The following is a 19,312-nucleotide window of genomic DNA, read 5'->3' as shown; positions in this document are numbered from 1 at the left end:
CTTCTGCCACGTCATCCACCTACCGAGAAAACGGCCTCGCGGGCCCAGTCGGCCGACAGAACGATACTGGCGACGGCGGACGTCGTCTTGTCGCCGTTCGCGATCACCAAACCCGCCCCCACGATCAGTGTCAGCAACAACGCCCCGACTGCGAGATACAGCAGTGGGGACCGCGACTGGTTGATCCGCGTGAATGGCGACATGGTCACAGCACGATAACGGCAAAGATAGGGGTCAGCAACCGCACACGCCGAATATCACCTTCGCTGCCACACATGTGGCAGCCAAACCGCAGGCGCATCACAGAATGAAACCTTATTGTGATATATGGCACACTATTGTTCATCGTGACCGAAGGCGACGGGCACTGATATCAGACCAGTGCCCGTCGAGTTTCGCCCCCTCAGAAGCAGTAGATCCTACGGGCGTTGGCTGTGGTAAGTTCCGCCAATTCCACGGGTTCCTGTTCGCGCAACTCAGCCAGAGCCCGCACTGTATAGGGTAGGCAGTACGGCTCGTTCGGAGCGCCGCGGAACGGGTGCGGAGTCAGATACGGCGCGTCCGTTTCGACCAAGATCTGCTCATCGGGCACGACTTTGGCCGCCTCTCGAAGCTCATGTGCGTTCTTGAAGCTCACCGTCCCTGAGAAGCTCAGGACATAGCCCTCGGCCACACACGACAGCGCCATATTCGTGTCCGAGGAAAAGCAGTGGAAGATCACGGTGTCCGGCGGGCCTTCATCTAGTAAGACGGCCAAGAGATCGTGATCGGCCTCGCGGTTGTGGACCATCAATGGCTTGCGGATCCGCTTGGCAAGGTCGATATGCCAGCGAAAACCCTCGATCTGGGTCTCGATATCGGCGCAATCGGCAAGCTTGCCCGGCCAGTAGTAATCCAAGCCGGTCTCACCGACCGCGACCACACGCGGGTCAGCGGCCAGGCGCTCCAGCTCGGCCTTCGTCTCGTCGTCAAGCGCATTCGCCCTGGTCGGATGGAGTGCCACTGCGGCGAGAACCCGATCGTCCCGCTGCGCGGCGCACACCGCCCACTGCGCGGCGGCCAGATCATCAGCAACGGTGACCACTTGGCCGACACCGACAGAAGCGGCCCGGTCGACAATCACTGCGGTGGAGGCCGCGTCAGTCGCGCCACAGGCGTCGAGGTGAGTGTGCGCGTCCACAAGCGGCGCGAGCGGCTCGGGCAGCTGTGGCGCAGGACGTGCGGCGCTCATCGTGGATCACCGCCTCGAAGCACGAACCCAGGCCCGGCGAACCACGGATCGACGCGAAGGATATTCACGCGAGCGAAGAAATACACGCGCATTACAGTAGACACACCATGAGTGAGCGAAGCGAGCGAACCATCGACACCGGCGCCGGTACGGTCGAGCCGGAGCCACACCGGCGAGGCTTCGGCATGACCACAGCCGATCGCCCCGCCTTCTACGTCACCACGGCCATCGCCTACCCGAACGGTGCGCCGCACATCGGGCACGCGTATGAGTACATTTCCTCCGACGCTATCGCCCGGTTCAAGCGGCTCGACGGATATGACGTGCTCTTCTTGACCGGTACCGACGAGCACGGCCAGAAAATGCAACAGGCAGCGACCGCTGAAGGCATCCCGGTAGAAGAGCTCGCCGCGCGCAACTCCGATGTTTTCGAAGCGCTGGACAAAACGCTCGACATCTCCTTCGACCGATTCATCCGCACCACCGACGAAGACCATAAGGCGGCCAGCGTCGCGATCTGGGAACGGATGCTGGCAAGCGGTGATATCTACCTGGGTAACTACTCCGGCTGGTACTCGGTACGGGACGAAGCGTTCTATACCGATGAGGAGACCACGGCGCTGGAAGACGGCACACGCGTCTCCACCGAGTCCAAGACGCCGGTCACCTGGACCGAAGAGTCCAACTATTTTTTCCGCCTCTCGGCCTATCAAGACAGGTTGCTCGCCCTCTACGAAGAACATCCCGAATTCATCGCGCCCGCGACACGGCGCAATGAGATCGTCAGCTACGTCAAGGCGGGACTCAAGGATCTGTCCATCTCGCGCACCACCTTCGATTGGGGTGTGCCGGTGCCCGGCCATCCGGAGCACGTGATGTACGTGTGGGTCGACGCACTGACCAACTACCTCACCGGTGCGGGCTTCCCGACCACCGGATCCGCCGCATTCCAGAAGTTCTGGCCTGCCGATGTGCACATCATCGGCAAGGACATCACCCGATTCCACACCGTGTACTGGCCCGCGTTCCTGATGTCGGCGGGCGTGGAGCTGCCGAAACGGGTATTCGTACACGGGTTCCTGTACAACAAAGGCGAGAAGATGTCCAAGTCGGTCGGCAATGTGGTCGACCCGATGGAACTGGTGGAGAACTACGGTCTCGACGCGGTTCGTTTCTTCCTGCTGCGCGAGATCTCCTACGGCCAAGACGGCAGTTACAGCCATGCGGCCATCGTCGGCCGGATCAACAGCGACCTGGCCAACGAATTCGGTAATCTGGTGCAACGCAGCACGAAACTGGTCGCGCGCGACTGCGGCGGAGTGGTACCGACGCCCGGTGAATTCACCGTGGATGACCGGGCTCTGCTCGAGCTCGCAGGCGGTCTGCTGGAGCGCTGCCGCGCTGAATTCGATACGCAGCAGATGCATCTCGCGCTGGAAGCGATCTGGCTGGCCCTCGGCCAGACGAACAGATATTTCTCCGCGCAGGCACCATGGGCGCTGGCGAAATCCGGTACACCGGAAGACCTCGCCCGTGAGGCCACCGTGTTATACGTGACGCTGGAGATGCTGCGGATCGTCGCGATCCTGGTACAGCCGGTGATGCCGGGGTCAGCCGGACGTATCCTCGACCAACTGGGCCAACAGGACAGGAATTTCGCCGACATCGCGAACGCGATCGAACCCGGTGTGCCGCTACCTGCGCCGAAACCGGTGTTTCCCAAGTATATCGAACCGAAGAACTGAAACGAGAGCTGTACTCACCGTCGAGGAGCACTGCGGCAGATGATGATCCTGGCGTTCGTCGGTCGTTCACCGATGCGCGCTCCACCTGCCGCGCCGCCATGGGATGCTTTGTCGGATAATGGAGCACCGACGCACAACCAATGCGCCAACCGGACCAATGTGATCCGTACAACGATATTTCGTTCCGTGACAGGTTCCGGCACAGAGAGGGCACCTATGCGCCAGCGGCATGCGACGGCACCTGTTCAACGATCCGGTTTCGCCGAACGGCATCGCGCCGCGCGCGAAGCCGTGCTCACGTCACAGCGCGGCAGATTGGTCGAGGCGATGGTGGAATCGGTGGACACCAAAGGCTACCCCGCAACCACGCTCACCGATATCGTTGCCCGAGCCAGAGTTTCCCGTAGCACCTTCTACGACCACTTCTCCAACAAAGAAGAATGCTTCGTGGAGGCGGCGCACACCGGAGTCGACATCATGGCGACCCGGATCACAGAGGAACTCGCACAACTGCCACCAGATGCCGACGCACTCGCGAAGATCGAATCAATTGTCGTGACCTTCTGCGAGACCGTCGCCGCCGAGCCGGATTTCGCGCGGTTGGTGCTCGTGGAATCCTTCAATGTGAACCAAGCCGCTGTCGGCTACCGAGATCTGGCCGTCGACCGCTTCGCTCAGCTGTACCGGCTGTGCTACGACCAAGCACGCACGGCGGACCCGGCGCTACCGGAAATCTCCGATGAGCTGATCGCACTGATCCCGGACGCGATCGGAGAGCGGACGCGGCGCGTCATCCGTACCGAAGGCCCCGCACGAGTGCCGGAACTAGCGCCGCTTTTCCTCCGGTTCGCCCTGACCACATTGGGATTACCCTTACCATCCTGAATCGTCGGCACAACCGCACCTCACCGCCCGGCACACTCACTCGCGCCGGGCGGTGAGCACCGCCTCGTAGAGTTCGCGACGGGAGACACCGTGGGCGGCGGCGACTTCGGCACAGGCATCCTTGAGACGGCCACAGGAGCCGATCCGGGACTCGACCACACAGGCCAGATCCGCGAGGTCGACAACCGGCGGTTCAGCGCCCGCCAAGACCACGGTGATCTCTCCCCGTACACCCTCGATCGCCCAGGCGGCCATTTCGGCGAGAGTACCGCGGACCACCTCCTCATAGGTCTTGGTCAGTTCACGGCAGACCGCGGCGCGACGGTCCGGACCGAGGACCTCGACCGCATCGGCCAAGCAATCGGCCAGCCGGTGCGGTGCTTCGAAAAAGACGCAAGCACGCGCCTCGGTGGTCAGAGTACGCAACCATTCCCGGCGTTGGCCGGGTTTGCGTGGTGCGAAGCCGTCGAAGCAGAACCGTTCCACCGGCAGAGCCGACAGCGCCAGAGCGGTGGTCACCGCTGAGGGACCGGGTAGACAGGTCACCGGCAGGCCACGCTGCGCACACGCCGCGACCATCCGGTAACCCGGATCACTGACCGAAGGCATACCGGCGTCTGTTACCAACAGAACGGTGCGCCCGCCTGTGATCTCCCCGAGAAGCATCGGGATTCGCGCTGTCTCCACATGATCGTAAAAGCTGACCACTCGGCCGGTGATCACCACATCGAGTGCCTTGGCCAGTGCTCTGGTGCGACGGGTGTCCTCAGCAGCGACGACATCGGCCGTGGCCAACGCCGTGCGCAACCGCGGCGAGGCATCGCCGATATCGCCCATCGGCGTCGCCGCGAGCACCAGCCCACCCGTTATCGCCCCACCTGTCACCGCACTCCCATCCGCACGTCACGCGCACCACCACGCAGCCTATCCGCTGCCGTGGCAGCACCGCCCACCCCGCACTGCGGTATCACTGCCACACGACCGAATACCGCGTCATTCGCGTGGTGGAGATGTTACCGATGTGCGACCCAACGACAGACACAGCATACGATCGGGACGTGACCCAAGTGACCGACCAGCGCGCGACCGCACCATCCGGGGCCGCGCCTTTGTGGTCGAGTCCCGGACCACTGCGACCCTCACCCGACTTCGGGCCGACCGATCGACTGCGCGGCTGGCTGGTGACGGCGTTTCTTACCACGATCGCGGCGATCACCCGGTTCACAATGCTCAACTATCCGACCGATGCCGGCACCCCGGTGTTCGACGAGAAACACTATGCCCCGCAGGCCTGGCAAGTGCTCACCGGCGGCGGGGTGGAAGACGATCCCGGTTACGGGCTGGTAGTGCACCCTCCGGTCGGCAAACAACTCATCGCGATCGGCGAGGCGCTATTCGGCTACAACGGCTGGGGCTGGCGCTTCAGCGCCGCGGTGGCCGGGACCGTGCTGGTCCTGCTGGTGATCCGGATCGTGCGCCGGATGACGCGCTCTACTTTGATCGGTGCGATAGCGGGCATTCTGCTGATCGCCGACGGCCTCACCTTCGTGTCCTCCCGGATCGGTATGCTCGACATCTTTCTGGGGTTGTTCGTGATCGCCGCATTCGGCTGCCTTATCGTCGATCGTGACGAAATCCGTGCCCGGATCGCACGGACAGACGCTGAGGGCCGGATCGATATAACCAGCTGGGGGCCGCGCCTCGGCGTGCGCTGGTGGCGCTTCGGTGCGGGCGTGCTGCTCGGCTTGGCCTGCGCGACCAAGTGGTCCGGTATCTATTTCATCGCGGCCTTCGGACTGATGAGTGTCTATTTCGACCTCTCGGCACGGCGCGCCTATGGGGTACGACGTCCCTGGCTCGGCGCCGCCATCCGTGATGTCGGCCCCGCTGTCTACGCGCTGGTGCTCGTACCACTGGGGATCTATCTAGCCAGTTATTGTGGCTGGTTCGCCAGCGAGACCGGCGTGTACCGGTACATGCCGGGTAATCCCGCGGCGACAGATCCGATCGGCACCGACGGCTTCTGGTCACATATATTTCCCGGCGCGCTGCGTTCACTGTGGTACTTCAACGCCCGATCGCTGGAGTTCCACACCCATTTGACAAATTCGGCCGGCAACCATCACCCCTGGGAGTCCAAGCCTTGGACCTGGCCGATGGGTCTGCGACCAATGCTGTACTACTATGCGGACACCGGCGTCACCGATTGTGGTCAGTCCCAGTGTGTGAAGGCCGTAATGCTGATCGGTACGCCCGCCATCTGGTGGGTGGCACTTCCGGTGCTGGCCTGGATGCTGTGGCGCAGTGTGGTTCGCCGCGACTGGCGTTACGGCGCGGTGCTGGCGGGCTACGGCGCCGCGCTGCTTCCCTGGTTCGCCACCCTCGATCGGCAGATGTATTACTTCTACGCCGTCCCAATGGCCCCGTTCCTGGTAATGGGCGTGGCACTTACCCTGGGTGAGATCCTCGGCCCGGCACGCCGGAACCCGGCAGCACGCGACTCGACTGCGCACAACTCAGCAGCGACCGACCACTACGCGTCACCGAGCGAACGCCGCAGCCTCGGCCTGCTCACAGTCTGTCTTTATCTGGGGTTGGTGATCGCCAACTTCATCTGGCTCTGGCCGATTCTCACGGCCTTGCCGATCACCCAAAGCACCTGGAACAATCAGATGTGGCTGCCCAGCTGGCGTTGATGCGCCGCCCCGCTCTCAGCTGCCGAGCGCGACCTGTACGTAGCGCAGCGCGGCCGCATCATCCAAGCCTAACCTGCGCACTGTCGCGACATACGCGGTAGCCGCCCGTCCTGCCACATCTTGTGTCGGATCGCCCGAGGATGCGATGAACGACCCCTGCCTACCGCGGGTTTCGACTACCCCATCGGCCTCCAGTTCACGGTAAGCCCGAGCCACCGTGTTCGGCGCGAGACCAAGCTGCGCGGCTAGCGCACGAACGGTCGGAATCTTGGTGCCTGCCGCGAGTTCGCCAGATCTGACCTGAGCGATAACGCCGAGGCGCAGCTGCTCATATGGTGGTACGGCCGAGACATGCGACACCGTTATAGTCAACATCGCGAATTCACACCTCGCTGCGCGATAGCGGACAGGACAGGCAGCGCGGCCCTCCCCGACCGGAACCCAATTCAGAACCAGGAATACGTAGCACCTCGATACCAGCGTCTTCCAGCCTGGCGTTGGTCATCTCGTTGCGCTCATAAGCGACCACCACTCCTGGGGCGAGGGCGAGCGTATTGTTGCCGTCATCCCATTGTTCGCGTTCGGCGGTGACTCCGTCCAGCCCGGTATCGATCACTCGCAGTTTGCCGATGCCCATCGCCTCGGCGGCCGCGGGCAGAAACGGGACAGGGCCTCGAATACCGACCCGGTCGCCACCGAACCTGCCTCCATAGTCGTCCGGCTTGTGAATAGTGAACGCACGCAAGGAGTCCCGCACCGCGGGATACATCACGACAGCGTCGGCAGCGACCATAGTGCACACCGTGTCCAAGTGCATAGTGGCACGGCTCTGCGCGATCGGCACCACGAGCACGGTATGGGCGAGATCATCGTCGAACAAACTGCGCGCCAGCGCTTCCGCACCCGCGGGCGAAGTACGCTCCCCGACACCCACTGCGACAACACCGTCGGACAACAGCAACACGTCACCGCCTTCGATCGGAGCGGTATGCGATTCGTAAGCCCGACGTACCCTGAGGAAACGAGGATGAAAGGCATAGACGAGATCGGTCAGCGAAGTCTCCCGGCCCCGGGCGGGCAATGCTAGCGAGGTGATCGCGACGCGCGGGCCGACCCAGAACGACGAGTCCCTGGTGAACAACAGATTAGGGAGCGGATCGATAACGAAATCCGCACCGTGGTGCATTCGACGGACCAATGAAGTGGCATCGGGACCGAACGGCAATTCATCGAAAGTCATCCCCGCCATCAAAATGCCGGCCAGCTCATCGGCCGGCCTACCGCGGAGGAAGGCGGCCAGCTCATCGGCCAATCCATGGCCGAGCCTGCGCGCGTCGACCGCGGCCGCGATACCCTGGACCCTGGCCGCGCCGCTGACCGCCAACGTCTCGGTCAGCAGGTCCGATAGCAGCAGCACTTCGATGTCGCGATCACGCAGGACACCGGCGAAAGTATCGTGCTCCTGCTGCGCACGCTCCACCCACGGGATGCCGTCGAACAGCAACTGATCGTTATTACGTGGCGTCAGCCTGCGCAGTTCGTCGCCGGGCCGATGCAGTAATACGGTGCGCAACTTGCCGACTTCGGAAGTCACCACGAAGCGAGCATTGTCCTGTTCCGAACCGGGCCCTTGTGCATCAGGATGCTCACGCTGCGCGGATACCGTATCTGCTCCCATGCTCAGACCGTAGTTCCCCATAGCTCCGAGAGCACACAATTCTCGGCTTCTCATGCCGATCGTATTGCGATATCGAAATCCTGCCCCACCCATCAGAACCTAAAGTATTGTTGAGATAATAGGAGGAACGTGCATGTCAACAGCCGATTGGCGGGCGAAAGAGCTGACCCCAGGGCAGCTCTCCGAGCGTAGTGGAGTCGCAGTCTCCGCACTGCACTTCTACGAACGCGAAGGGCTCATCGCAAGCAGGCGCACCAGCGGGAATCAGCGCAGATATACTCGCGAGACACTACGCCGTGTGGCCTTCATCCGCATCGCCCAACGCGTCGGTATTCCATTGAGCGAAATTCGGGCCGCTCTCGATCGGCTTCCTGAAGGACGCACTCCCACCCGGCGCGACTGGGAGATACTCTCGACTACTTGGCGTGCCGATCTTGATGACCGAATCACCCAGCTGATTCGTCTACGAGACAGTCTCACCGGCTGTATCGGCTGCGGCTGCCTGTCGCTGGGCAACTGCCGCTTGGTCAATGAACACGACTGGCTCGGTACCGACGGCCCCGGCGCTCATGTGCTCGACGTACAGCTCAACGGTCCGCCGAAACCAACGATCTCCTGAGATCGGTTCGGCCGCCCGAAGCGGCTCCGCTAGCGGTCGAAGACCGTCGGCATGCCTGCCACAGCTCGCGACCGAGTGAACTGCTCGGCGCGACTGCGCTCGGGCTCGCGCAGACCGACCTGCGGCATGGCCAATACCTCGGTGTCCGCTTGCGCAAACACAGATGGATGATCAGCGAAACCGCGGCGCGATCACGTTCGGTGGAGCTGTCATTCACTACGTAGCCAACCCACGATCAGCTCGAGACGGATCGAGATCGAGCGGAATCCGGCCTACCTCGAGATGCGATTCGACCTGATCAGCCGGCATCGGCCGAGCAATGAGGAAACCCTGTGCACGATAACAGCCCAGGCCGACCAAAGTGCGCGCGGCGACTGCGGTCTCGACACCCTCACCCACCACACCTAGCCCGAATGAACCGGCAAGGCCGATGATCGACTTCACGATCGCTAGATCGTCCATACTGGTGCCGAGCCGCTGCACGAAACCCCGATCGATCTTCACCGCGTCTACCGGCAGCGCTTTGAGGTGCGACAGCGAGCTGTATCCGGTGCCGAAGTCATCGATAGCGATCTGTACGCCCATCCGCTTCAGTCCGCGCAGGGTGACCTGGGTCCTGGCCAGGTCCTGGACCACGACGTGTTCGGTGATCTCTAGACACAACGAACTTCCATCGATGCCGAACAGGCGAAGGACTTCTTCGATCCGCTCGATGAAATCGAGGCTGACCAACTGTACCGGCGAGACGTTGACACGCATCATCGTATCGGCCGCCATGCCATGGCGCCGCCACTCGGCGAGCTGCGCACAGGCTGATCGGATAACCCAGCGTCCTAGTTCACCGGCCAGATTGGTGGCCTCGGCGACAGTGACGAACGCAGCAGGCGGCAACAGCCCTCGAGTTGGATGCATCCAGCGGACCAGCGCCTCCAGAGCGACGACGCGGCCAGTGCGCAGATCCACCTCGGGCTGGTAGTGCAGCAGTAGCGAACCATCCGACACCGCGCTGCGCAGGTTGAGCTCCACGTCGTCTTGCAGCTCGAACTGTGCCCGCATGGCATCAGTGAACACCGCGACTCCGTTGCCCCCACCTGATTTCGCCGACAACAACGCGTGATCGGCGCGACGCAGTAGATCGGCAACGGTGGTCTCACCGGGGAAACCGAGCGCCACCCCGATGCTGGCGCCCCGGCTGACGGACTCGCCACCTACGGTGACGCGACGGGCGATCAACTGCTGGATGCGATTCGCCTCCCCCTCGGCGGCGACCGAGTCCATGGGCTTGGCAGGGATGATGACGAATTCGTCGCCGCCCAAGCGGGCGATCATGTCGTTCGGGTCCAAGTGTTCCCGCAACCGAGTCGACAACGTACGGATGAAATTGTCCCCGGCGGTGTGACCGAGGAAATCGTTCAGTGCCTTCAACCGATCCAAATCAAGGAAGAAAGCCGCGACCGGGCCCGGTCTCCCCGTGCGTAATCGCTCTTCCATATGCTCCAGCAGCGCACGCCGGTTGGCCAACCCGGTCAAGTCGTCGTGTAAGGCTATATATCGGAGCTTCTCCTCCGCGACCATCCGAGCCTGCAACTGAGCGAAGAGTGCCGCGATAGCCTTCAGCACATTGAGCTCGCGAGTGCTCCATTCTCGGTCGCCTTCCTTGACGAACCCGAGCACCCCGGTCGGATCCCCCCGAGACAGCAATGGTACGGCGGCCGAAGTCACTCCGGCGATACCGGATGCCAAGCGGACAGTCTTCTGATAATCGGCGAACTCGGAGGTAGGACGCGCGATCATCGGCTCGGTCGCGTTCTCCAGAGCACGGAACACCGGGTCGGCACTATCGAAGTAGATTACCCCGAGTGGATCTGGATCCGGCACATTCAACCGGCGCGGCCACTCCGCGATGAGCACGGTCGCCCGGCGTTCTCGATCGGTGTGCCGCACATAGCTGAAGTCCACGTCGAAGTACTCGACTAAACGAGCGAGCACACGTTCGGTGGCGGCGACCCTAGTCGTGGCATCCACACCCATGAGCTCAGAAGCGACCTGGGTCACCAACGAGTCGAGTGTCCGCCGTGGCACATTGTCTCCGATCGCGCTAATTATTGGTGTCCACGCCGAGCACCGGGCGGCGTCTGCTGCGTACGGTGACCGCAGAGGCGTAACTCAGGCGAAGTACCAACGCCATGGTCTCATGCTCGGGCACCTCCAGCAGGCTCAGGAAACGGCCTTGAAGCGACGCTAGTGTATCCGCGAAGCCAGGGGAAATCGCGGCAAGTTCGCTAGGGCGTCGGGCGTACAGATATAAGGGCGATATCGGTTGCACAGCCAATCCGAGGCGCTCGGCCTGCACCCACACCCTGATGGCCGCGACACCCGCCTTCGCATAGTCGGCCAATCGCGGATCGACACCGCCGAAAGTCACCGCCACCACAGCGGAGCTGGATCTCACCCGATCGCCGGTGTATTTGCCCAAAGCAGAACCACCAGGCCAGGATCGCAACTGCGCTATGACATCGGGGCGCGCGGTGAGTTCGAACGCCGCCCACTCGTCCGGAGTGAGCTCGAGACTGCGGATATCGATCCCGGTATCCGGGTCGTCGGGCGGCCAACGGACTTCGGCAAGCATCTCCTCGAACAACCGAGGCGTGAGATAGCGAATTCGATCGGAATCACCCAGTAACCGCGCGGCTTCTTCGATATCCGACCGATCGACCACCGCGCGCAGGCACGCACCTGCCGATTCGGCGATCCCCGCAAGTTCGTCCAACACACCGTCTGCCAGCCGGGCCCCGGTACCGATCCCACGATTGGTCGCACGACGCAACACACCAGGATAATCGGCGGCAAGCCGCGAATCCCGGTCACTACCCAATCGCAGGAGCGCGACAAGTTCACCTGATTCCGGAGAGCCTTCGATGAACTCGTGCGGACCGAGGATACCGTGCGCGGACGCGGCGACCCGCGCGTTGTGCACTGCCGCACCGAGCGCGACGGCACTACCGCGATAGCCGATATCCATCGCCGAGCTGTACTCCGGCGCCAATGCGAGATGAATAGCGCCCCGGCCCGCGCGGAGCGACCACGGCTGTGCGTTTCCTCCGGAGGGCGCCCGCTGCGCACAGATCAGCACACTGTCGACGGGGTCCGTGGCGGACTCAGCGACGCTCTCGGTCCACGCCGCTTCTCCGGGCAATGGCGGATCGGTCAGTTCGTCGAGATGCCGTTCCATATCCACCCGGACGCGGCCGGAATCCAGCTTCATCCCCAGACCGATACGCCGTACCGCGGCGGCCACACTCGCGGCGCCCAGGATGACATCACCGGCCAACTGCGGCCAACTGGTCACCGTCTCCCCGACTTCGATCATGCTCGCGGCCAAGCGCGGCGACAGGTCAGCCGCACCGAGCAACTTCACCACGAACGGCGCTTTCTGCTCGGGAGTCAGCCCGCGCAGCTCCGCCGGTCGGATATCGCCGAGCAAGTCATGGAACGCCGGGCGTCTCGGTTGGAGATCGAAACGCTCGACATCCAACAAACCACGGTCGCTGGTTTCCATCAGCACCGGAACGCCGTGTCGAGCCGCCGCGAGCCGGACTACGAGCTTCATGTCGAGTGAATCACATTCCTCGACAACAATCGTGAGCCCATCCAGGAACTCGTCCACCGAATTCTCATCGATCCCCGCATGGAATACCTCTACCGGCAGATAAGGATCCAGTTCAGCGATACGACGCGCGGTCGCGACCGCCTTGTTGACACCGATATCGAACACCGTTCCGGGAACACGGTTGAGATTGGACAATTCCATTTCGTCCAGATCGGCCAGTCGCAATCTGCCGCATATGCCTTCGAGTGCGAGCAATAGCGCGATCGGATGCCCCGCGCTCTGCCCGATGATCCCGATCGTCTGTTTCGTCAGGCGATCTTGTTCAGCTCTGGTCACCTTGTTCCGATTGCGATCCAGCCGGATCATCCGGAACGTTCGAGGCCCCGGCAATCCGACCACCACGGCCCGCCAAGGATAGTAGATCCACCGATCCGCCTCCGCCCCCTCCGAGGTATCTCGGTCAGCGATCAGTTTTCCCCGCTCTAGGGTGAGCAGCCCGCGCAGATCCCTGAATTCGATGCGCGGATCGTCATGTAGCGCGGCAAGTTTCCGAGCGTCTTCTGGATCTGCCCGGTCGAGGATCAATGGCCGGTAGTCCGCCACCGAGGTCCGGTCATCGCCCATATCCGCCCCGGCCCTCCACTCCTTTCCCTGGCCCGTGCGAGGCAGCGGGCGAACTGGCATCCGGTATACCGAGCATGCGCTGCTCGGTCTGAACCAGCAATCGTTGCCGTCGCTCAGCACGCTCCGGATAGCTCAGGGTATCCCACCACAACGGAAAGGTCTGGTAGCGCTCGTCCGGATACGGTACGGGCGGGATATGTCCGGCAGGCACCGCACCGCAGGCCTGATGCCTGCCGATGGCGAACGAAGCCACAGTCGCGAAGCCATAACGCGTGCCGAGCAGCCGTGCCCCGTGGAGCACTGTGCGAGAGAGGGCGGCGCTCAGTTCGGCGCGTTTTTCCGCGGCGCGAGCCACCCACGCGCCCTTGGTCTCGATCACCCCCTCCGATATCCGACCGGCAATCATTCGGCGCAACTCCTCGGCACCGCGGTGACCCGACCATTCGATCAACGCATGCGCCTGTCCTGCGTCTGTATACGGCCCTTGTACCCGCGCGCCTGCCACTGACTCGCCCTCGGCATCGAGCGCCACGAAGAACAGCACGGTCGATCGACCGTCGGCGACCGCATCGTATTCGAGTGCGGGTTCGACACCGAAGTGCCGATAGACCTCGCGCGCACCGTCCAGGTATCGATGCCAGAGTTCCGGCTGCGCACTCGGTTCGGCGACAAAGAAAGCGCATTCGGATTGTGTGTCGTAATACCGCAGCACTCGCCGCCCATGAGAGTACCGCGGCACGACTGTCATCAGATCCACAGTCATGGTGTTCCTACTCCATCACCGCGCAGCCCCTGCGCGATAGTCCGGCCTCGATAGCACCCCCCGCGGCCATGAGCCGAGATGAAGTTGCCCAGGGCAGTATCCGTCATCCGACAAAGATTGACTGGAAATCTGGCTAATTTCCCGGAAACTTTGTGGTACACGCAATGATTCCGCAGTTCAATACACGTGCTGCCCGCACCGCAGAGAACATGGAGACCGGTCGGTTCGAGGTTGGCTAATAATGGGCAAATTATATGAGGATGGAGATGAACAGCTCAACGAACTCCGGTCCATGCCAGATCTCGATCTCTTCAGCATAGGCACGAGTGATCTCTGCCGACGCGGTCGCGTCATCGACCTGCGCCCACACATCCTCCATCGGATCGTGATAGTCCCCGTTCGGTGTGAAACGGGCGTAGATACCCTTCGGTACCCGCACCAAAATATCGCCCACCGGTACATCGTCCGTTCGGGCATACTCGAAACAGACCACTGCGTTGCAGTTTCCGGCCGGATCCGAGACATACACCGTATACAGCGGACCGCTCGCTCCCGCCCGATCGCGCAGCCGATCTTTGAGAAACTCGATCAGATCGCTGTTGCTGACCTTGAAGCTCGGGCGTACCCGCGGCACGACCAACCCACCATAGATCACCTCTGGGCGCACGACGATCACATAACTCATCGAGCGTCTACCGCCAGATAGAGATCAATCTTGTAAGCGTGCGGATAGCACTCGAAGTCACCGGTATAGGTCCTCTTTATCTGATTATGTTCTTCAGCGTAGGAGATCTGCGTCCATAGATCGGTCATCACCTGCGGGAAGTTACCGACAGATGAGAACCGCGCGTAGATACCATGTGGCAAGCGGGCAACCAGGTGTCCGCGAGTTACCTCACCGAAGGACGTGCACTGATATCCGACAATCTGCGTGTTGTAAGTGCCGAGTTCACCGGTGTAATCGGTATAGGCACTGGCCAGTGACCCGCCGAGCTCCTGATGCAGCACCGCCGCCCACGCAGCCTCCAGATCATGATCACACAGCTTTCCGAGGGCACGCTTCGGGCTGCGTACCGGAAGCCCCGCAACCCACGTCTCGTCCCGTTCGACGATGTCAAACTGCATGAAAGACTCTTTCGAATGAAGCCGGGGTGAGCTACCTGCGTCCGGTCTGCCGGAAACGCCATGCTACCAACCCCGGCTGGGCGGCACTGATGGCATGCCGAGCTCGACATCTCCCCTCCTTGCACCACTGAACTGGACAAACGTCCGATTCTGGCGTTAAGGGCTCCTCCGGCGCGAACTCGTCGCCGAACGCAAGCGCGCGGCATTCCGCGACCGCGCCCACAGAGGCCGGGCTGTCCTCGGATCCAAGCCACAGAATGCGCGAATGTCGATCACCGGCTCGCACCAGCGGTGCCCACCGGTAACCGAATCGGACACATATTCACCAGCCACGATATGCTCTCCACCGCGCTGTACGCTGTCGGCCGACCTCCACCGGCATCGGTGCGGTCTGGGGGTTGGCCAAGGTACGGATCACCGCGTCGATGCACTGGGCACCACCGGTCAACACACCGACCCGGCCGAGCAAAACCGGTGCGGCCACTGGTAGGAGACCGAGCTACGCCCGCAGGCACCGGCTTCACATTCGGTGGTGGCGCTCGGCTATCACATGAGTCAGCGAACCTGCACCGGTCGGCTCACGTCTACCACGCTAGAGACAATGCTCAGCGCTGAGCTTCAGCTGTTCACACGTGGTCGACCAGAGCCGAATGACCTTCCTTGTGCGCGCAATGTGCACAGCAGTAGAACTTGCCGCTCGCCTCGACGCCATGACCGAGAATCCGACAGGAACAGTGCGTGCATACCGGGGCGAGCGCGTTGATCGCGCATTCGAAGCTGTCGAATGTCGCGGATCGGTCATCACTGATGACAGTGAACGTCTTATGGTAGTCGTTTCCGCAAGTTTCACAGGTAGCCATGGATATCACCGGTCCTCTCGGATAACTGGACAGCTCGTCGGGATCCGCGGTACCCACCGGCGCTCGAGCGAAACGAGCAGCCGTTACACCAGTTTCCTGATCAGCGAAGACATCAGCGGCTCCCGTAATCCGGACAGCGCGGCGAAATCATCGGTGACGACGCGGTTGGTCGCCAACGAGATGATCGCTCCGATCACTGCTTCACCGATCAACTGCCGCTGCGGTGAGCTCACGACGAGTACCTCGGCGAATCCATCGACCAGGGCGGCCTGGGTGGCCGCTCGTCGCCGCAGCGCGGTTGGGCCCGCCGCGTACGCTTCTACCAGGAAAACTTTGGCAACCTGAGGCTCCTGCGCCAGAGTCGAGAAATATGCGGCGAGCGCGCGATCGATACGCTCCAACGGGGAAACTTCGGCTGCCAGTGCCACCGCGATCCGGTTCAGCACGATCTCCACGGCCATGTCGTAGGCAGCAAGGAAACATGCCTGCTTATTCGCGAAATGTTGGTAAAAGGTCATCCGTGAGACGCAGGCCCGCTCGAGCACATCGGCCACAGCCGCTGTCGCGTAGCCCTTGTCCGCAGCCGCTTCGATCATCGCTACCAGCATGCGAGAGCGCTGTGCGGCCATCACCTCATCCGGCGCGATCCCGTGCTTGCCTCCACGTAGTTTTCCGCCCGCCCGCGCCTTCAGCAAGGATCCTTGCTCCACATTTCGATGCTATGCATCCACGCAGCAGCTGGTGAACTTGCGATGACATAGGCCACGGCGCGCGATGAGCGCCGAAAACCAATCCAAGACCATGCCTTCCGGTGCAGAATGGCCGATCGGGAGTGCTCGATTCGAATAGAAGGAGCGTGATCGCTAGTGACAGGCAAGCAGCTGGCCGGACGAAGCGCCCTCGTCGCGGCGCTGTGCGCGGGCGCGTTCGCGTCCTCCGTGGCTCCGGCGACGGCGGATCAACCCGCATTCGTGAGTATCGGAGCCATCCATACCCTAGGCGATATCTGCTATGGCCAGGGGGATGCGGGGGTCTCGTCACCGACCGGCACGCCGGGGGTAGCCCTTTTCGGCATCAGTTTCGTCAATTATCTCCCCTTAGGTATACCGTGCACCTTTACGGCTTTCGCCAACTGGCGCAACCTCGACACCGGCGCTACAGGAAGCATCTCCGTACCCGTCACCGACAATGGCTTCTGGAACCAGCCACCGAGAACTGTCTTCGCCCACCTGCCCACCGGTAGCGGACGTGTACACGTCGACGTCACTACCAATTACCCGCACTTCTCCACATCCACAGCCGAGATCCGGATTCGCTGAGTAATCGCGGACTCGACCTGTAACCATCCGGGGCCGTTCCGGCATCCAGGGCTTATGCCGCACTTCTGGGTGGCGACAACGACCACTACACGGTCGTCACTTGACCCACGTCCCGGCGAATTCAGTCGGGCAGCTGGATGCCACGCTCGTCGGCCTCCGCCGCGACCTCGGCGGGAAAGATATTACGCAGTAGGTAGAGGTCGCGGCCCAGCTGCCAGCCGGGGGCCAACGCGATCGCATACCGTTCGAAGTAGCCGAGCTGCTTAGCCATCAGGATCAGCGGTTCAGGTCCGGCGACGCCGCGCCGCTTACCGAAATCCAACAGTGCCGCGATGAGCGTCTGCAGGTTCAACCGCGCCAATTCCCCAGACAGGATCGGGCCGAGCACAATAGCGAGCTGCCTGCCGATCGCGGTGTCGTCGGTGCTCTGCTCAGCGAAGAGGTCCAGCTCGCGCAACGCTGCGGCTACCCGGGTGAAATCTCGGTCGAAAGCGCTGGCATAAAACATCGCTCGAACCATCGCTCGCCATGGCGGTGCCATCGTGCCGACTATGCCGAAATCCAGCATCGCCAGTTTGCCGTCCTCGAGCAACCACAAATTTCCCGCGTGCACGTCGCCGTGGAACAAGCCGTGGACGATGACCCCCTCCAGCCACACTTTCACCAGCCGCCGGATCAACAGCTCTGGATCGGCGTGTGCGCCGACGACATCGAACCGGTCGAGCGGTACACCGCGCAATCGCTGCATCCCTATCGTGCGCGGCCCGCATAGCTGCCAATAGATTTCGGGAACGACGACTTCCTTATTGTCACCGAAAGCGCCGAGATTGGCGCGGACCTTGCTCTGGTTGTCTGCCTCGACCAAGAAATTCAGCTCCACCATGGTGACCTCGTAGAGGTCGCGCACAACGCCGACAGCGTTGGCGATCCGTGCGTGCTCCGATCTTCGTTCTAGAAGCTTCGCGAGCAGCAACGCCGCACGTAAATCCACGATCATCCGACGCGCGATCCCCGGCCGTTGTACCTTGATCACAATCTCGCGGCCATCGGTGAGCACACCCGCGTGCACCTGCGCTACCGAGGCTGCCGACAGCGGCACGTCGTCGAACTCGACGAACAGCTCCTCGATCGGTCGGCCGAGGTCCTGCTCGACAATCCGCCGCGCTTCGGCGGATGGAAAAGCAGGAACATCGTCGAGGCAGCGTAGACACGCATCGGAGAGTTCGCGCGGAAAGGCCCCGGATGACGACCCGATCAGCTGTCCGAGTTTGATGAACATCGGCCCGAGACGTTCGAATGCGTCGACCACACCTGCGGCCAGCACCTCCCGCCGAGTGCGCCGACCAGCACCCTCGCGTATTCCTGGCACGGAACGGATCACCGCCAGCATGCCCTGGCGAACGAAGGCGAACCCGAATACCAGCCCGATAGTCAGCATCCGAAGCGTCTCGGACACCCCGAAGGCGTCGAGCCTGGGCCGGTGGACGACGAATGCCTCGGCAGGCGGACGGCGTGCGGCGGCGAAAGGCGGCGGGTCGGCGCTCATGCGCCCGCCCTATCGACGCCAGGCACACGCACGACTGTCATGGTAGCTAGGGCGCGCTCGTTCATATCCGCGTCTCCACCACACGAGTGAAGCACGTCCGAGTCATGGCACGCCACAGTTCATAATCAGGCGCGCCGATGGCTTCTTCGGCGGCGGAGTGACGATGGCGGTATGGAGTATGTTGCGGAGAACCTGTTGGAAACGAAGCTCGCCACCCGGAGAGATTCGGCCAAGTAAAGGTGCCTCCGGATGAACTGCGACAACTTGTCGCCGAGATCCATACACGGGTCCACGTCGCCGGATAGCTATTGGACGGCGGCATCCCTGACGATCTCGACCGGGACGAACACGAAGGTGGTTCAGGCGACGCCTACAGTGGGCTGACCTCGAATACCCGAATGCGAAGCACTCTCTAACCTTTCCGCAGGTCGAAGAGCTTTCTCCACTGTGGAGCTAAGGGGAATCGAACCCCTGACCTTCTCGATGCGAACGAGACGCGCTACCAACTGCGCTATAGCCCCGTGCGGTTCCCAGGGGAACCGCGCTGTGACACTGTATCAGGCCCTGCCTTCTGCCGCCGAATCGGCGGCTTGACCTGCTCGAATATTGAA

20 protein-coding genes and 1 tRNA gene are annotated in these 19,312 nt (G+C 62.3%); 5 read left to right on the top strand and 16 right to left on the bottom strand.

What is annotated here, in order from left to right; genetic code table 11:
- Positions 1–11: 11 nt before the first annotated feature.
- Both ACX4ZE_RS12220 and ACX4ZE_RS12215 read right to left on the bottom strand, forming a co-directional pair.
- Positions 12–203, bottom strand: coding sequence for a hypothetical protein (locus tag ACX4ZE_RS12220; protein WP_480273494.1), 192 nt, complete (start codon positions 201–203; stop codon positions 12–14).
- Between the two features lie 200 nt (positions 204–403).
- A complete protein-coding gene (locus tag ACX4ZE_RS12215) occupies positions 404–1,231 on the bottom strand; it encodes a TatD family hydrolase (RefSeq protein ID WP_480273493.1) in 828 nt (275 codons plus the stop codon).
- Between the two features lie 185 nt (positions 1,232–1,416).
- Here ACX4ZE_RS12215 and metG point away from each other — a divergent pair, with 185 nt between their 5' ends.
- The gene (gene metG / locus ACX4ZE_RS12210) at positions 1,417–2,976 is read left to right on the top strand and encodes a methionine--tRNA ligase (RefSeq protein WP_480273521.1); all 1,560 of its coding nucleotides are present in this window, start codon (positions 1,417–1,419) and stop codon (positions 2,974–2,976) included.
- Between the two features lie 216 nt (positions 2,977–3,192).
- Positions 3,193–3,861, top strand: a complete 669-nt coding sequence (locus tag ACX4ZE_RS12205) for a TetR/AcrR family transcriptional regulator (RefSeq protein ID WP_480273492.1) — start codon at positions 3,193–3,195, stop codon at positions 3,859–3,861.
- 36 nt (positions 3,862–3,897) lie between these two features.
- Here the strand turns inward: ACX4ZE_RS12205 and rsmI are convergent, their stop codons facing one another.
- On the bottom strand, positions 3,898–4,731 hold the full coding sequence (gene rsmI, locus ACX4ZE_RS12200; protein ID WP_480273520.1) for a 16S rRNA (cytidine(1402)-2'-O)-methyltransferase: 834 nt from the start codon (positions 4,729–4,731) through the stop codon (positions 3,898–3,900).
- 188 nt (positions 4,732–4,919) lie between these two features.
- On the opposite strand from rsmI, the gene ACX4ZE_RS12195 reads away from it, so the two are divergent.
- Positions 4,920–6,557 carry a dolichyl-phosphate-mannose--protein mannosyltransferase gene (locus ACX4ZE_RS12195; RefSeq protein ID WP_480273491.1) on the top strand — a complete coding sequence of 546 codons (1,638 nt, stop codon included), beginning with the start codon at positions 4,920–4,922 and terminating at the stop codon, positions 6,555–6,557.
- 15 nt (positions 6,558–6,572) lie between these two features.
- Here ACX4ZE_RS12195 and ACX4ZE_RS12190 read toward each other — a convergent pair whose 3' ends face one another.
- Together ACX4ZE_RS12190 and arcA are read right to left on the bottom strand one after the other, a co-directional pair.
- Complete coding sequence (locus tag ACX4ZE_RS12190; protein WP_480273490.1) at positions 6,573–6,932, bottom strand: GntR family transcriptional regulator; 360 nt, start codon at positions 6,930–6,932, stop codon at positions 6,573–6,575.
- Positions 6,933–6,939: 7 nt separating this feature from the next.
- Positions 6,940–8,235, bottom strand: a complete 1,296-nt coding sequence (arcA, locus tag ACX4ZE_RS12185) for an arginine deiminase (protein WP_480273489.1) — start codon at positions 8,233–8,235, stop codon at positions 6,940–6,942.
- 133 nt (positions 8,236–8,368) lie between these two features.
- Between arcA and soxR the strand changes: the two genes are divergently transcribed.
- The gene (gene soxR / locus ACX4ZE_RS12180; protein WP_480273488.1) at positions 8,369–8,854 is read left to right on the top strand and encodes a redox-sensitive transcriptional activator SoxR; all 486 of its coding nucleotides are present in this window, start codon (positions 8,369–8,371) and stop codon (positions 8,852–8,854) included.
- Between the two features lie 29 nt (positions 8,855–8,883).
- On the opposite strand, the gene ACX4ZE_RS12175 is transcribed toward soxR, so the two are convergent.
- From ACX4ZE_RS12175 to ACX4ZE_RS12135, 9 genes are all read right to left on the bottom strand, one after another.
- On the bottom strand, positions 8,884–9,015 hold the full coding sequence (locus tag ACX4ZE_RS12175) for a hypothetical protein (RefSeq protein WP_480273487.1): 132 nt from the start codon (positions 9,013–9,015) through the stop codon (positions 8,884–8,886).
- Between the two features lie 55 nt (positions 9,016–9,070).
- A complete protein-coding gene (locus tag ACX4ZE_RS12170; RefSeq protein ID WP_480273519.1) occupies positions 9,071–10,885 on the bottom strand; it encodes a putative bifunctional diguanylate cyclase/phosphodiesterase in 1,815 nt (604 codons plus the stop codon).
- A gap of 67 nt (positions 10,886–10,952) precedes the next feature.
- Positions 10,953–13,088: an Rv1355c family protein gene (locus tag ACX4ZE_RS12165; protein WP_480273486.1), complete on the bottom strand. Its 2,136-nt coding sequence runs from the start codon at positions 13,086–13,088 to the stop codon at positions 10,953–10,955.
- The gene (locus tag ACX4ZE_RS12160) at positions 13,078–13,851 is read right to left on the bottom strand and encodes a hypothetical protein (protein ID WP_480273485.1); all 774 of its coding nucleotides are present in this window, start codon (positions 13,849–13,851) and stop codon (positions 13,078–13,080) included. Before ACX4ZE_RS12160 ends, ACX4ZE_RS12165 begins: the two co-directional genes overlap by 11 nt.
- Positions 13,852–14,101: 250 nt before the next feature.
- The gene (locus tag ACX4ZE_RS12155) at positions 14,102–14,536 is read right to left on the bottom strand and encodes a GyrI-like domain-containing protein (protein WP_480273484.1); all 435 of its coding nucleotides are present in this window, start codon (positions 14,534–14,536) and stop codon (positions 14,102–14,104) included.
- Positions 14,533–14,976 (bottom strand): GyrI-like domain-containing protein, encoded by a 444-nt coding sequence (locus ACX4ZE_RS12150; protein ID WP_480273483.1) that lies wholly within the window; start codon positions 14,974–14,976, stop codon positions 14,533–14,535. Before ACX4ZE_RS12150 ends, ACX4ZE_RS12155 begins: the two co-directional genes overlap by 4 nt.
- A 322-nt stretch (positions 14,977–15,298) precedes the next feature.
- Positions 15,299–15,460, bottom strand: a complete 162-nt coding sequence (locus ACX4ZE_RS12145; protein ID WP_480273482.1) for a hypothetical protein — start codon at positions 15,458–15,460, stop codon at positions 15,299–15,301.
- Positions 15,461–15,602: 142 nt separating this feature from the next.
- Positions 15,603–15,836: a hypothetical protein gene (locus tag ACX4ZE_RS12140; protein WP_480273481.1), complete on the bottom strand. Its 234-nt coding sequence runs from the start codon at positions 15,834–15,836 to the stop codon at positions 15,603–15,605.
- An 83-nt stretch (positions 15,837–15,919) separates the two neighbouring features.
- Positions 15,920–16,546, bottom strand: coding sequence for a TetR/AcrR family transcriptional regulator (locus ACX4ZE_RS12135; RefSeq protein ID WP_480273480.1), 627 nt, complete (start codon positions 16,544–16,546; stop codon positions 15,920–15,922).
- A gap of 156 nt (positions 16,547–16,702) precedes the next feature.
- On the opposite strand from ACX4ZE_RS12135, the gene ACX4ZE_RS12130 reads away from it, so the two are divergent.
- A complete protein-coding gene (locus ACX4ZE_RS12130; RefSeq protein ID WP_480273479.1) occupies positions 16,703–17,155 on the top strand; it encodes a hypothetical protein in 453 nt (150 codons plus the stop codon).
- 121 nt (positions 17,156–17,276) lie between these two features.
- Here the strand turns inward: ACX4ZE_RS12130 and ACX4ZE_RS12125 are convergent, their stop codons facing one another.
- Positions 17,277–18,701 carry an ABC1 kinase family protein gene (locus ACX4ZE_RS12125; protein WP_480273478.1) on the bottom strand — a complete coding sequence of 475 codons (1,425 nt, stop codon included), beginning with the start codon at positions 18,699–18,701 and terminating at the stop codon, positions 17,277–17,279.
- Positions 18,702–19,149: 448 nt separating this feature from the next.
- Positions 19,150–19,222, bottom strand: a tRNA-Ala gene (locus ACX4ZE_RS12120).
- Positions 19,223–19,312 lie beyond the last annotated feature (90 nt).

This window comes from Nocardia sp. TBRC8007 (assembly GCF_056629435.1).
This window is presented reverse-complemented; position numbering and strand designations above follow the sequence as displayed.

Excerpts from the sequence above, each read along its gene's own strand:
- ACX4ZE_RS12140 (WP_480273481.1), bottom strand. The coding sequence starts at position 15,836 with ATGGCTACCTGTGAAACTTGCGGAAACGACTACCATAAGACGTTCACT.
- arcA (WP_480273489.1), bottom strand. The coding sequence starts at position 8,235 with ATGGGAGCAGATACGGTATCCGCGCAGCGTGAGCATCCTGATGCACAA.
- ACX4ZE_RS12150 (WP_480273483.1), bottom strand. The coding sequence starts at position 14,976 with ATGCAGTTTGACATCGTCGAACGGGACGAGACGTGGGTTGCGGGGCTT.
- metG (WP_480273521.1), top strand. The coding sequence starts at position 1,417 with ATGACCACAGCCGATCGCCCCGCCTTCTACGTCACCACGGCCATCGCC.
- ACX4ZE_RS12170 (WP_480273519.1), bottom strand. The coding sequence starts at position 10,885 with ATGGGTGTGGATGCCACGACTAGGGTCGCCGCCACCGAACGTGTGCTC.
- ACX4ZE_RS12215 (WP_480273493.1), bottom strand. The coding sequence starts at position 1,231 with ATGAGCGCCGCACGTCCTGCGCCACAGCTGCCCGAGCCGCTCGCGCCG.
- ACX4ZE_RS12155 (WP_480273484.1), bottom strand. The coding sequence starts at position 14,536 with ATGAGTTATGTGATCGTCGTGCGCCCAGAGGTGATCTATGGTGGGTTG.
- ACX4ZE_RS12190 (WP_480273490.1), bottom strand. The coding sequence starts at position 6,932 with ATGTTGACTATAACGGTGTCGCATGTCTCGGCCGTACCACCATATGAG.
- ACX4ZE_RS12165 (WP_480273486.1), bottom strand. The coding sequence starts at position 13,088 with ATGGGCGATGACCGGACCTCGGTGGCGGACTACCGGCCATTGATCCTC.
- ACX4ZE_RS12125 (WP_480273478.1), bottom strand. The coding sequence starts at position 18,701 with ATGAGCGCCGACCCGCCGCCTTTCGCCGCCGCACGCCGTCCGCCTGCC.
- soxR (WP_480273488.1), top strand. The coding sequence starts at position 8,369 with ATGTCAACAGCCGATTGGCGGGCGAAAGAGCTGACCCCAGGGCAGCTC.
- ACX4ZE_RS12160 (WP_480273485.1), bottom strand. The coding sequence starts at position 13,851 with ATGACTGTGGATCTGATGACAGTCGTGCCGCGGTACTCTCATGGGCGG.
- ACX4ZE_RS12205 (WP_480273492.1), top strand. The coding sequence starts at position 3,193 with ATGCGCCAGCGGCATGCGACGGCACCTGTTCAACGATCCGGTTTCGCC.
- ACX4ZE_RS12220 (WP_480273494.1), bottom strand. The coding sequence starts at position 203 with ATGTCGCCATTCACGCGGATCAACCAGTCGCGGTCCCCACTGCTGTAT.